Genomic DNA, 13,274 nt, shown 5'->3' on the forward strand with positions numbered 1-13,274 from the left:
TCTCATGTATTGTGAGATGGGCTGGTGTTTAGTATTTTGGCTGAAAGGTATGGCAACATGTTTCTACACTTATGGTTGCCGAACTTTCTATCATTTGTCCAGATAAAATTGTATCTGTATATGACTCGTCTTCTGAGTGTGTAGACTCTTGAGAGTCAGGTTGTACGAAGATGGCAGTTGCTTGACAAAAGTTACCTTGTCCCCAATATGAGCAGTTAGAGACAGAGCATCGTACTTCTGGCATAGAATCCCCCTCCTTATACAAGTAGTGTGAGGTTTTTAGGCACACTTCATGTATACAGGGAGTTTCCTTTTCTTGTTACTTTTTAGTTTGTGTAAACCACTTTTTAAAGTTTTCTTTCGGTTGTTCTCCCGTAATGCGGCTTACTTCTTTACCATCTTTAAAGTGAATAATCGTTGGTGTACCTGTAATTTTAAATTCATCCCACACCGCATTTGGTTCGTTTTCTAAGTCGACGACTTTCATATCAACTTTCATATCTTTTGCCATTGGAACAATAATTGGTGATACTTTGTGGCAGTGACTACAGCTTGTTTGGTAGAAGTATATCGTTTGATCTTTCTTTTCTTGGATATTTTTTCGAAGATCATCTAAAGAAATTTTATTTGTGTAGTAATCTGTTTTCGTTTCTTCTTTTGTTTCCATGTTTGATACAGCAAAAATAGCGATTAATAAAGCGATGACAATACCGCCAAACAGAAACATTTTCTTCATTATTTCATCTCCTTGTTAGTTTTTAGTAAAAGGAAACTGCAAATTGCAATCATGATAAACGCAATTAGTGCTAAAAATGGAATTGTGACGAAGCCGAACCAATTAATATATTGTCCTGTACATGGAACTCGTCCACATACTGCACCGGCTTCTGAAAAAGCGGTAATCTTTTGAATGGCATAATGGTATAGTGAGATACAAGCGCCGATGCTTGCGATTGGAAAAGAATATGTAGCGATGCGGTAATCTTTGCGGGCTACGGCAATTCCAAGTAGTAACACAAATGGATACATAAAAATACGTTGGTACCAACATAATGTACATGGCTCAAATTTCATAATTTCAGAAAAATATAAGCTTCCGAGTGTAGCAATAAATGAAGTTCCCCAAGCGGTAAATAACAGAGCTTCTTTTCTTTTTTCGCGGTCCATTTTTTATACCTCTCTTATAATAGTTACATACAAAATTATAGTATGAGGAGCAGGGGAAAAGAAAGCAAAACATTCGACATAATAAAAGTTTTTTGCGCTGAAAACTCGGAAATAAAAAAACAAGGTGAAATACACCTTGTTTTTCAGGGAATGTTACTGATTTACAGCTTTCGTAGAATTTATAAAAAAGCCTTGAATCGCTTCTTTATTTTTTTGAGAATGAAGTTCTAATACTGCCCCGGCATGTTTATACGTTTTCGGTTCGTATCCATTCGCAACTGGAATTCGCATCGTTTCCACTTTTTCAATAGGGTGAGCGAGAACGTTACTGCCGAGTGTGAATAGCGTTTGCGTATCCATGCTCGTTTGAATATAAGGGAGAAGGTCATAAACGATCATAGGTAATTGGAAGACGCCGTCTACGGATTCCACTTTTTCGGTAAAGGCTTTTTGCAATGCTTGCAGTACTTCTTGCTGGCGCCCTACACGTCCAAAGTCGCTTTCAGCATCATGACGGAAGCGTGCATATTTTAATAATTCTTTTCCGTGTAATCGTTGCGAGCCAGGTTGTACATGTAATCCCATATCATCGATAATTGTCTGCGATACATTTACAGTAATTCCTTCTGGTGCGATAGTATCTACAATTTTTTCAAATGCAGCAAAATCAACTGTCACGTAATGAGATACATCGATTCCAAAGTTATGTTGGATCGTTTTGCGTAATAATTCAGGACCGCCATAATAGTAGGCGGCATTAATTTTATTATACTTTTTATCGTATGTAGGAATCTCTACGTAGCTATCGCGCATAATAGAAGCAAGTTTGACCGTTTTTTCTTGTTTATTATACTGTGCAATCATAATCGTATCAGCCCTAGCTTGCGTTTCTCCGCGTGAATCGCTGCCGATAAGGAGTACATTCAGTAATCCTTTTTCGTTTTTTGCTCCTTGAAACTTCGGAGCTGTTTCTTTTGGTGATTTTTGACAACCGCTGACCAATAGGGCGATAAGTAAAAGTAAGTAAATGTGTTTTTTCACAACATCACGTCCGTTTGCTTATTGTTCATAATATGTATTATGAACAATAGGCTGGTAAAATATACTAAGACGCTACCCCCATGCATTGGGATAGCGTCTTATCGTAGTAGGAGCTTGGTTCGTTACATATAGGCTTGCTCTGCATATGTTTTCTGCGTAGCATGATCAATATATTGAAACAACAGTTGAAGTTGTTTGTCAATTTCGGATAGATCGTTACTGTATTGATACGCGTGCAAGAAGTGTTCAATTCGTTTGGAAAACAACTGATCTTCTGTTTGTACCATAAGTACAAGCAGTTTCTCCCAATTGCAACAATATGTGTAATAAAGAGCCTTATCGTAGTCGGTGTATGTGTGCATTGTGTGCCTCCTTTAATGAGGAGTTATATATAGTGTGTGACAGAAAGGAGGAAATACACTTGAAAGAATTTGTTAACAAAAGGGGGGATGAGTGAGGCTTGACGTAAAAAAACGAGGGAGATAATCCCTCGTTTTTATTTCGCTAAAATGGAGAATATGTTAAATACATCATGAAAATTTCATTTTATGCTTTTGGCATCGGAGTAGGCGTTGGTTTTGCATAGCCTTCTTTATATTTATTCTCAATGTATTTTCGAATTTCAAGTGGTGATTTTCCTTTTTCTTGTAACCTTGCCGATTCTAATGCAATTTCAAGGCAATTTACACAAGTTGTTGCATGAGAATCCCAAACAACTTGGCCATCTTTTTTGATTTCACGAATGAAACAGTTTTTATTGCTTTTATGTCCTACGCTCTCACCGCATCCACAGTAGCATGGAATCCATTGAAGCAATTCGGCATGTTGTCCTGCCACAGCGTAAATCTTTTTAATTTGCGCATCTTGTTCAGATAAGAAAGAAGGAAGTGTGTCGATTCCTTTTGTTGTTTCGGCAATATCTCTTTGCTTTTCTGTATGATGATTATGTGATGAGCTCGTCTCTTTTGCGGGTTGTTTTTGTTCAGTACTGTTGCAACCAATCATTGTAAATGCAAGTATTCCTGTCATACAACATAACAAAAGCGGCTTTTTCATTGGCATTCCTCCTTTAGTTTTCCTCAGTTGTTTCCAGCGAAAATGGACAGGTATATAAACATATATTAAGCGCAGCTTAATTTTAGAAGTAAAAAAGAAGGAGCGAATAAACACTCCTTCCTTATTTTGCTTTTTTCATTTTTAGTTCTGCTTTTAATTTCTTCATTTCTGCTTGCATATCCTCTTTTTTCACATTTAATTTTTCAGCAATTTGTTTTACATTCATACCGTCTTTCTTCATTTTTAAAACGTCATTTAAAGGTGTATTACTTTTTTGTGAAATAATGTTGAGCGCAGCAAGTTGGAATAAAGAGACTTCATAGTCACGCATTGTTTGTTTTACCTGATCTGGAGTCGATTTTTGCATGTCTGCTACTTTTTGAAACAACTTTGCTTTCATCTCTTTACTCATATGTTGTTTATGTAGTTTCTTCTTATCAACGCCGAAGTGCTTAGCAGTCTCTTTCCACGTATGCTTTTGTTTATAGTAGTCTAATACAGTGTTAATATCTTTTCCGCTTAACTTAGCAATGCGCGCTGCTTTCCGAATTTCACGCTTTTGATAGCCTTTTTCTGTTAATGATTTGTATTGTTCTTCAGAAATGAATTTATGGTGCTTTGTTTCTGCTTGTGAGTTATTTGTAGAAGCGTATGCAGTTAGCGATGTTGCTCCGCATAATAATGATACCGCTAACATTCCTGTTACTAGCTTTTTCTTCATGTTTAATCACTCCTATATATAGTTGATTGCTTTTGTTATAGCTTATCCAAAAAGTATGACAAAACTATGAACAAATTATGTTTTAAATAGGTACAAATTGAAAAAACAACGTCAAAAACCCTTTCTTTTTAGGGAGGACGAGAGCATATGGCCATGCATAGTAGCGGTCAGGGCCATTTTCTGCCACGTGCAAGGATTAAAACAAAGGGAGAAAGCAAGTAGCATTCATGTTTTGCTTGGCATAGCAGCGACTAATATGTTGAAAAATTAAAATGGGTTTATATATAGAAGTAGAGAGTTGTTTCTATATGATAAGAGTTTTAAAATGAAGAAAAAGAGTTCAATGAATGGAGAAGATGCTGCGATGCATGTATTAATTGTAGAGGATAATGAGAGTGTGTGTTCCATGCTTGAAATGTTTTTTATGAAAGAAAACTTTCAAGCAACATTTGTCGCAGATGGTTTAGAAGCATATGCATTGTTTCAAAAGAAAGAATGGGATTTGCTTATTATAGATTGGATGATTCCAGGGATGGATGGTATAAAGCTATGTCAAAAAATAAGAGAAAGCAGTGACGTTCCTATCATTATGTTAACCGCAAAAGATAGTGAAGCGGATCAAGTGCTAGGATTAGAAATCGGGGCAGACGATTATGTTACGAAGCCATTTAGCCCACTTACATTAATCGCACGGATGAAGGCAGCTGTCCGTCGTTTAGCAAAAAAACAGGTGAAAAATGAAACGAGTCATTTTCATATTAATGAAGAAACGAGAGAAGTATTTTTAGACGGTGAGAAAGTGAATAATTTAACGCCAAAAGAATTTGAACTACTCGTCTTTTTTACGAAACATCCGCGCCAAGTATTTCGCAGGGAGCAGCTTTTAGAACGCATTTGGGGCTATCAATTTTACGGAGATGAGCGAACGGTCGATGTACATATTAAACGGCTTCGTAAAAAAATTAGGACGGACTCGCATATATGGATTCAAACTGTGTGGGGCGTTGGTTATAAATTTGATGAAGTGGTAGCTGGCTGTGAAAAGGATTAAATATTTTTATCAGCTGTTGTTTAGTTACATTTTTGTTTTTCTTGTTGCCTTTATTTTATTAAGTGTGATGTTTTTAAGTTTAGCTGAAAATCTTGCTTATGAGACAAAAGTAGAAGAGCTTACTTCTTATGGAAATAAAATTATTGATGAGCTTGAGAAAAAGGAAATGGATGTTCATGTTGTGAAACTAAAACATTTTTCTACTCTATTACGTGCACGTGACACGAAGTTTTTCATCTTTAATGAAAAGGGAGAAATTACGCAATCACCAGTTCATGTAAAGAAAAATCCATTGTTAAGCGAGGAAGAATGGAAGAAAATTCAACATGGTGAAACATTGAAAATAAAACGAGACGTAAATAGATTTGAACAGCCTGTATCCATTGTTGCGATTCCATATATGAAAAATGACGAACTGCAAGGCGGTGTGATGTTAACGGCTCCTATTCGCAGCACACTTGCAATCATTACAGAATTAAATCGTTTTTTATACATTGCAGCAGGCGTTACATTTCTAATTGTACTTGTGGTTAGTATTTTTTTCTCACGCTCTTTAGTAAAACGGGTGCAGCGTCTTCGCGGGGCAACTGCAATGATCGCAAAAGGCCAGTATGATGTATATATTCCTATCGGACAATATGATGAAATTGGTTTGCTCGGAAACGATTTTAACAATATGGCGCAGCAGCTTCATAAAGCACAGAGAGAAATCGAGCGTTTAGAAAAGCGAAAACGTCAATTTATTGCGGATGTTTCCCATGAATTAAAAACACCGCTTACGACAATGAATGGTTTAGTAGAAGGGATGAAGAATGACCTCATTCCAGAGGAGAAAAAGCAGCGCTGCTATGAAATGATGGAACAAGAAACGAAGCGGTTAATTCGCCTCGTTCATGAAACGTTAGACTATGAAAAAATTCTTTCAAATGAAATTACACTTCAAAAAGAAGAAATTGACGTAAAAGAAGTCTTTGAAGTCATTCGTGAACAGTTAGAACTGCAAGCAAAGGAAAAGGGAAATAAGATTGAAATCGATGTCCCCGCTCGTTTATTTGTTTACGCTGACTATGATCGGTTGCTGCAAGTTTTACTGAACATCACAAAAAATAGTCTACAATTTACAGAGAACGGAACGATTCGATTACGAGGAAAAGAAGAAGGACAAACAGTAACGATTGAAATTGCAGATACAGGGATAGGAATGAAGCAAGAAGAAGTCGCTGCCGTGTGGTCGCGCTTTTATAAAGCCGATGCTTCTAGAACGAATAGCTATGGTGAATTTGGATTAGGATTATCAATTGTAAAGGAACTTGTGAAATTGCAGGATGGAACAATTGAGGTAACGAGTGAGCAAGGTAAAGGAACAATGTTTATCATACGTTTTCCGAGATCATGAAAATCGTCTTACATAAAGTAAGGCGATTTTTTGTTGTGTTATATAAAAAGAAAATGGTTTTTCTGTATTAAATATTGATTTATATAAGGAAACAGGATTATAATTGAAATTGATAATCTTTATCAACTAATGACGTATACATATAGATAAAATTGATGAGGGAGAGGAAAAAATGACAACTTATACTTCGATCGCAACTGTTGTGAAAGAAAGAAGATCCATTCGTACATTTACAAAGCAAGCAGTAAAAAAAGAATTGTTAATTGAACTATTAAATGATGCAACGTGGGCGCCAAATCATAAGAACCGCGAGCCGTGGCAATGTAAATTATTTATGGGGGACGGCCGCAAAACATTAGTAGACGCTGTGTTAAGTTCTTTTTCACCAGAGGAAAGAGAAAAGCGCGGAAACATGTTAACAGAACGGTTTATGAATACACCAGTTCAAATCGTTGTTTATATGGATGAAGACCCGCGCCAAGTACAGCGTGATGAAGACTATGCTGCTGTATGTGCATTTATCCAAAACTTCCAGCTGTTAGCTTGGGAACATCGATTAGGAACTGTTTGGAAAACAGGCGGACTCATTTACAATCCTGATTTTATGAAAGGAATCGGTTTAACGAAAGGACACCGAGTTGTTGGTATTTTACATGTCGGATATTTTGATAAAGTACCAGAAGGAAAAGAGCGTACGTCGATTATGGAGAAGTTAGAGATTATTGAGGGATAACAAAGAAGGATGCATGAGCATCCTGAATGAAGTGTTAAAGTACGAAGCAGCAGGGATAAATATACTTGCTGCTTTGGTTTTTTTATTTTAGTTAGAAAGTCTTTATTTTATTTTTTATTGCAAGAGTAACGGTAATATTGCGAGTGTAGAAGCTAAAACTCCTATCACACATAGAAAACAAATTTCTTGTTTACGTTGCTTCAAAACACTAACCACCTTTATATACATTCTCTATCATAAGCTTATTTTATATGTAAATTATATCGGAAAAAGGTTATTTGAACGATTGGAAAAAGTGACATGAACATTACATTTTTGTAATGAAAAATCTCTTGTAGATACTTTCTAAGAGGAGAAGGTTAAAAGGATAGAGTACCCTTATTGATAAGAAATTAAAATTAATAGTTTTGAAAAAGGAGTCGACTACCCATCACTTCATTGCCCGTCACGTGCTTGAAGATGGGACTTCTTTCGGAAATACGTTAAAAAATAATATGTGCAAAAGTAAGTGGAAAACAAACACTATATGGAGGACCATATAGTGTTCGTCTATTGATTAAACTGTTTTTCAACAGTATGAGGATGCATGAGCATCCTTTTTTTGTTATGCAAGTTCTGCTGGAAGAGTGAACGTGCCATCTTCATGTTGATGTAATGTGTAGACATTTGTAATCGCACTCGTAGGGATGACACCGTAAATGTGCGGATATTGTTCACCGTTTGTAGCTAATTCGTACTTTATTTCAGCTCGTACACGTTCGGCATCAATTGCTAACAATACAAGAGAAGATTCTGATGCAAAATGTTTATGGGCAACTTGTAGTGAGTGATGAAGAAATGAACAGTGAATGAAGCCTTCTTCGTGTAAAGAAGGTTCGACAATTATCCCTTTTTCATTTGCACTCTCCCATGCTTGTACGGTCATAACTTTCATGATTGTTTTCATAGTATTGTCCCCTTTGTAATAACTATTTTCCTAAAGAAAATTTTACATGTTTTTCAAATGAATCGCATCTAAAAGACAAAATAAATGAAGGTAGTTTCTATAATCTTCATGAAAGCTTGTTCTCCTTCATACACTGTCATAAGGGAATGTGTAAGGAGGGGAAAAGAGATGAGAAGCAGTGAGGATAAAGTATTGCAGTATGCAATTGCGGAAATTACGGAAATTGCGACAGGATTTGGATTAGATTTTTATCCGATGCGTTATGAAATTTGTCCAGCAGATATTATTTATACATTTGGTGCCTACGGGATGCCAACGCGTTTTTCGCATTGGAGTTTTGGAAAACAATTTTATAAGATGAAACTTCACTATGATTTAGGACTGAGTAAAATATATGAGCTCGTCATTAACTCGAATCCGTGCTATGCCTTTTTATTAGATACAAACTCACTCATTCAAAATAAACTGATTGTCGCTCACGTATTAGCGCATTGTGACTTCTTTAAAAATAATATTCGATTCTCTAACACAAAACGGGATATGGTCGAAAGTATGTCGGCAACTGCAGAGAGAGTGAAAAATTATGAGCATAAATACGGAAAAGCAGAAGTCGAAACGTTTTTAGATGCAGTATTAGCTATTCAAGAGCACATTGACCCTTCACTTATGAGACCAAAGCTGTCGTGGAGTGCAGATGATCAAGATGAGGAAGAAACAACAAAAAAGGCTCTTACACCATACGATGATTTATGGAACTTAGAAAATCGAAATAAGAAACGCGAATTACCGAATGCACGGAAGAAAAGAAAAATTCCGCCGCAACCAGAAAAAGACTTACTTCTCTTTATTGAACAATACAGCCGCGAACTAGAAGAGTGGCAGCGCGATATTTTAACGATGATGCGTGAAGAAATGCTATATTTCTGGCCGCAGCTTGAAACGAAAATCATGAACGAAGGCTGGGCGTCGTACTGGCATCAACGTATCCTCCGCGAAATGGACTTAAGCTCAGACGAAGCAATTGAATTCGCCAAGCTAAACGCAGGTGTTGTCCAGCCATCAAAGACGAGCATTAATCCATACTACCTTGGGATTAAAATGTTTGAAGATATTGAAGAACGCTACAACAATCCAACAGAAGAGATGAAGCGCCAAGGCGTAAAACCGAACTCTGGAAGAGAGAAAATTTTTGAAGTACGGGAAATTGAGTGGGACGTATCATTTCTTAGAAACTACTTAAATAAAGAGCTTGTCATGCGCGAAGATATGTACTTATTCCAGCGCCAAGGAAAAGATTATAAAATCGTCGATAAAGAATGGGAAAATGTGCGCGATCAGCTAGTTAATATGAGAACAAACGGTGGATTTCCGTATTTAGTTGTTGAAGATGGAGACCATTTAAAGAACGGCGAATTGTACATTAAGCATTGTTATGAAGGTATTGAACTGGATTTAAAATATTTAGAGAAAGTGTTGCCATACATTTATCAATTATGGGGAAGAACGGTGCATATGGAGTCGATTGTGGAGAATAAGAATGTTGTGTTTTCGTATGATGGGAAGATGGTGCATCGGAAGTATGTGTGAGGGCCGCTGGAATCAGCGGCTTTTATTTATGAAATGAATACACTTTCTTTATCAAAAAAAGAAGTCTTATTCAACCGAACGTATATTCTTGTTATTTTTTGTAAATTTGTTATTATTAATCTATAGGTACAAAGGGGGAGATTAAAATGAATGAGACCAATTTAATTCTTTTGAATTTTGAATAAATTAGACGCAGAAGTATTAAAGTATGGAGAGCTATCCCTAACCACATGTTAAATTGGAAACCTGATGATGAAGCTTTTACATGTGCAGAAATGATTAGACATGTTCTGGAATCTGAGTATCACTATTATTAAATAATCCAAAATTGTGGAAGTGTACAGTACTTTGACGAACCTTATTCTTTGAGAAACTTTACAATTATTGAAGCAGAACTCAAATTTTCATTACCATATAGAGAAAAATTCTTAAGCTTGATTAAATCTCTAACAAAAGCTGATTTAGTAAATGTTACAATCGACCGGTCAGATTTAAGTGATAAAGGCTTTACTGGATATATTCGATCATTAGGAGATTTTTTAATGAGAATAGCTTATCATGAGGCGGTACATACAGGACAACTATTAGACTATATGCGGAATATGGGAGTAGAGCGTCCTGATATATGGGATTAATATTCGATGAAACAAGACCTTGTTAAAATAGGAGAAACTTCTATGGGACTCTTATTTCAGGATACAAAACCAAATATCGTTACTCTTTGCGGCTCAACAAAATTCAAAAAGCAATTCCAGGAAACAGCAGCTCACAAGATAGTTTAGTTGAATAAAATAACGAATGAAATAAATAACTGGAGAGATTCAAATGAGTAAAGTAGGAGTATGTAAGGTCGATATTACACCACCCTTAGGTATCGACTTTATTGGATACCACAGAGAAACAGGGATCCGAAATATTGATGAACACATTTATGCAACCGCATACGTGTTTGAAAGCAATCAAACAAAGACCGTATTTATTAGTATTGATAACATAGGGATGTTAATAGAAGATACCATACCAATTCGGGAGCAAATTGCAAATGAGTTGAATGTTCCATTCGAAAACATAATGGTTGTTTACACTCATACCCATTCTGGTCCAGAAACAGCCGGCGATGATAAGTTAGTAACGTCTTATAAAACGATTTTAATTACCAATGTAGTAAGAGCTGCTGTTATTGCGAATGACAATATGCAACCATCTGAAGTTGGATGGAACGTCACAACAGGTGAAATAGGAGTAAAACGAAGAGAGAAAACGCCTGATGGAAAAGCGAAAATGGGTGTGGATGTAAATGGAGTTGTAGATAAACGAATCGGTGTTTTAGCAATCAGAAACGAACAAACAAAGGATTTAACCGGAATCATTGTATTTTGTACGGCGCATCCAAATGTCTTAAAGGGCGATAGTGATAGATTATCAGCTGACTACCCAGGTTTAACAAGAGAAATCCTCGAACAAACACTTAACTGTCATGTAACAATTGTGCAGGGGGCTGCGGGAAATGTGAATGCAAAATATCGTGGTTCAATGGAAGCATTAAAACAGATGGCTTACATAGTAAGTGGAAATGTCTTAACGATGTTGCCAACAATTACTTACAACTCCATTTTAAAGCTGAAAACTATTTCAAGCACATTACAAATGAAGTTAAAGGATATTCCTGAACCTGAAGGAATAAAAAGGATGGCGCAATTAGCTGAAACACATTGGGGTGTAAATACTGACGAATGGCTTACGATCATGTTAGATAAATACAAACAAAATGTGAGACAGTTAACAATTGATTTAGAAATTCAGTTATTTCAAATCAATGAAGGTTCATTTTCTGGAATACCAATGGAACCATTTTCAGAAACAGCTCTAGAGATTAAAGAACAACTGAATAATGAACTTGCTTTTTTTGGTGGCTATACGAACGGTTATGTTGGTTATTTATCTACAAAAGAAGAATATAGATATGGAGGATATGAAGTAGAGCTCAATCCTGTGGTATATGGACCGGTTACAAATTTGTGGATGCCTCCAGAAGAGAATACTGCTGAGCTTGTAGTGGAGAAAGTTATGGAACTATATAATTCTTAAAACTTTTATAATGAAGCACAGCAGGTTTATAGATTAAGAGCTTGGAAATAATCCAAGCTCTTTGTTTATAGGCTCAATATTAGCGTTGCTGTAATCAGGGGAAAAGTAGAAAATTTTCTTAATATAGGGGTATAGCCCATCGCCATCAAGCTAAGAAATTCATTTTTCTCCAAAACGAAAAAATAACCTAAATTCTCATAAATAGCTATGGTAGTGATATGAATTTTTCGTTTTAGGGATACTTCAAAATCTTAGCTTGATAGCAATGTGGCGGGACCTCATAGCATCCATGTAAATACCTCTGTCATTTTTATAGGTAGAATACCATAATTTTAATAATAAAAATAAGCCCACCTTATTAGATGGACTTATCATATCTTTTTTGCTTTTGTATGTATGAAGAAATTTACTACGGTTAAAATTTTTTTACGTAGTAATTCTATTGCAACGCATATTAAAAAGATTATTACTGGTTCGACCATCGATCTTATTATTATATATTTTCCATAGAGGTATTCAGCGTCATGAAATAAGTCTATCCATATGAACTTTCGTATGAAAGGATTATCGTGAATTAAGTAAACACCGAACGTGCAAGCCCCTATAGAATTTACTATTTTACTTTTAAAGTTTAATCTAGACAAAATAATGAATAAACTAACAGAAAACAGTAGTGCGTTTATACTGTTTAACTCTACAAAAAATTCTGAATAAATCGATAAATTAAACTTATGATTAATGTATCTAATAAGATAAGGGCCAATCAGTATAAGGAGGGTGGTAATTATTAATAATAAATATGGATATTTATTATAGGAAGCAGTGATTTTATACTCATATTCCCTAATTAAATAGCCTGCAGTAATAAAGATTATAAAAAGAAATTGATAATCTAGAGAAAATGCATCTGGGTTTGAAGTTAATAATCCTATGACTACTGGAAGTCTACAAACAAAAACAAAAAGAAATAAAAATATTAAAATTTGTTTTTGTTTAAATTGTAGCAGTATTTTTTTTAATATAGGTGTTAGTATGTAAATAAATGTATAAATTGTAACAAACCAATAAATTGAAAAGGAAAGTGGGAAAATAAATTTCCAAATTTCATGAGTAAGATTAATTTTATTTGTTAGTAGGAATATTAAATAAATAGAAATAGAATAGAAAAATGTTAATCCCCACATAGATATGAGTTTTTTTACTTTAAATGTAGATTGTTTTAAAAAATATCCTGATATAATGACAAATAATATGACCCCTATTTTTCCAAAAGAGCCCAGGATTTCTATGAAATATTGCCTTTTAGAATAAACATCGCTAAAAACCCAGCCACTATGAACACTATAATGATGGAAAACTATGAAAATCATACTTATAATTCTGATGAATTCAATATTAGAATTTTTAATTATTTTTTTTGGTTTTATAAGATTCTTTGAATTACAAGTCATTTTTTGAACTCCTTTTTTTAAAGGATAGATACAGAAT

Annotated in this window: 14 protein-coding genes and 1 pseudogene; 6 read left to right on the plus strand and 9 right to left on the minus strand. The window is 35.1% G+C overall.

Features of this window, described 5'->3' with window-relative positions; all coding sequences use genetic code 11:
• Positions 1 to 28: 28 nt before the first annotated feature.
• The 7 genes from V7024_RS15125 to V7024_RS15155 form a co-directional block, all read right to left on the minus strand.
• Complete coding sequence (locus V7024_RS15125; protein WP_335521368.1) at positions 29 to 244, minus strand: DUF1540 domain-containing protein; 216 nt, start codon at positions 242 to 244, stop codon at positions 29 to 31.
• Between the two features lie 75 nt (positions 245 to 319).
• Complete coding sequence (locus V7024_RS15130) at positions 320 to 736, minus strand: thioredoxin family protein (RefSeq protein WP_335521370.1); 417 nt, start codon at positions 734 to 736, stop codon at positions 320 to 322.
• Complete coding sequence (locus tag V7024_RS15135; protein WP_335521372.1) at positions 736 to 1,167, minus strand: disulfide formation protein C; 432 nt, start codon at positions 1,165 to 1,167, stop codon at positions 736 to 738. The genes V7024_RS15130 and V7024_RS15135 overlap by 1 nt, the downstream gene beginning before the upstream one ends.
• A gap of 153 nt (positions 1,168 to 1,320) precedes the next feature.
• Positions 1,321 to 2,208, minus strand: coding sequence for an LCP family protein (locus tag V7024_RS15140; RefSeq protein ID WP_335521374.1), 888 nt, complete (start codon positions 2,206 to 2,208; stop codon positions 1,321 to 1,323).
• Between the two features lie 122 nt (positions 2,209 to 2,330).
• Positions 2,331 to 2,570 carry a YhdB family protein gene (locus V7024_RS15145; RefSeq protein ID WP_335521376.1) on the minus strand — a complete coding sequence of 80 codons (240 nt, stop codon included), beginning with the start codon at positions 2,568 to 2,570 and terminating at the stop codon, positions 2,331 to 2,333.
• A gap of 184 nt (positions 2,571 to 2,754) precedes the next feature.
• Positions 2,755 to 3,264 carry a PCYCGC motif-containing (lipo)protein gene (locus V7024_RS15150; protein WP_335521378.1) on the minus strand — a complete coding sequence of 170 codons (510 nt, stop codon included), beginning with the start codon at positions 3,262 to 3,264 and terminating at the stop codon, positions 2,755 to 2,757.
• 121 nt (positions 3,265 to 3,385) lie between these two features.
• Complete coding sequence (locus V7024_RS15155; protein ID WP_335521380.1) at positions 3,386 to 3,985, minus strand: hypothetical protein; 600 nt, start codon at positions 3,983 to 3,985, stop codon at positions 3,386 to 3,388.
• 364 nt (positions 3,986 to 4,349) lie between these two features.
• Between V7024_RS15155 and V7024_RS15160 the strand changes: the two genes are divergently transcribed.
• The 3 genes from V7024_RS15160 (at position 4,350) to V7024_RS15170 (ending at position 7,165) form a co-directional block, all read left to right on the plus strand.
• Positions 4,350 to 5,036 carry a response regulator transcription factor gene (locus V7024_RS15160; protein ID WP_335521397.1) on the plus strand — a complete coding sequence of 229 codons (687 nt, stop codon included), beginning with the start codon at positions 4,350 to 4,352 and terminating at the stop codon, positions 5,034 to 5,036.
• Positions 5,023 to 6,432: a sensor histidine kinase gene (locus V7024_RS15165; protein ID WP_335521382.1), complete on the plus strand. Its 1,410-nt coding sequence runs from the start codon at positions 5,023 to 5,025 to the stop codon at positions 6,430 to 6,432. The genes V7024_RS15160 and V7024_RS15165 overlap by 14 nt, the downstream gene beginning before the upstream one ends.
• A 172-nt stretch (positions 6,433 to 6,604) precedes the next feature.
• On the plus strand, positions 6,605 to 7,165 hold the full coding sequence (locus V7024_RS15170; protein ID WP_335521384.1) for a nitroreductase family protein: 561 nt from the start codon (positions 6,605 to 6,607) through the stop codon (positions 7,163 to 7,165).
• 604 nt (positions 7,166 to 7,769) lie between these two features.
• Here the strand turns inward: V7024_RS15170 and V7024_RS15175 are convergent.
• On the minus strand, positions 7,770 to 8,111 hold the full coding sequence (locus tag V7024_RS15175) for a DUF952 domain-containing protein (RefSeq protein ID WP_335521385.1): 342 nt from the start codon (positions 8,109 to 8,111) through the stop codon (positions 7,770 to 7,772).
• A 168-nt stretch (positions 8,112 to 8,279) separates the two neighbouring features.
• Here V7024_RS15175 and V7024_RS15180 point away from each other — a divergent pair, with 168 nt between their 5' ends.
• The 3 genes and pseudogenes from V7024_RS15180 to V7024_RS15190 all read left to right on the plus strand — a co-directional run bounded on the left by V7024_RS15180 (position 8,280) and on the right by V7024_RS15190 (position 11,786).
• A complete protein-coding gene (locus tag V7024_RS15180; RefSeq protein ID WP_335521387.1) occupies positions 8,280 to 9,698 on the plus strand; it encodes a SpoVR family protein in 1,419 nt (472 codons plus the stop codon).
• Between the two features lie 185 nt (positions 9,699 to 9,883).
• Positions 9,884 to 10,333: pseudogene (locus V7024_RS15185) on the plus strand (DinB family protein).
• A 190-nt stretch (positions 10,334 to 10,523) separates the two neighbouring features.
• Positions 10,524 to 11,786: a neutral/alkaline non-lysosomal ceramidase N-terminal domain-containing protein gene (locus tag V7024_RS15190; protein ID WP_335521389.1), complete on the plus strand. Its 1,263-nt coding sequence runs from the start codon at positions 10,524 to 10,526 to the stop codon at positions 11,784 to 11,786.
• 371 nt (positions 11,787 to 12,157) lie between these two features.
• Here V7024_RS15190 and V7024_RS15195 read toward each other — a convergent pair.
• The coding region (locus tag V7024_RS15195) for an acyltransferase (protein ID WP_335521391.1) at positions 12,158 to 13,274 on the minus strand (1,117 nt) is incomplete at its 5' end.

It is taken from the genome of Bacillus sp. JJ864, from assembly GCF_036963045.1.
Classification (GTDB): Bacteria; Bacillota; Bacilli; order Bacillales; family Bacillaceae_G; genus Bacillus_A; species Bacillus_A pseudomycoides_C.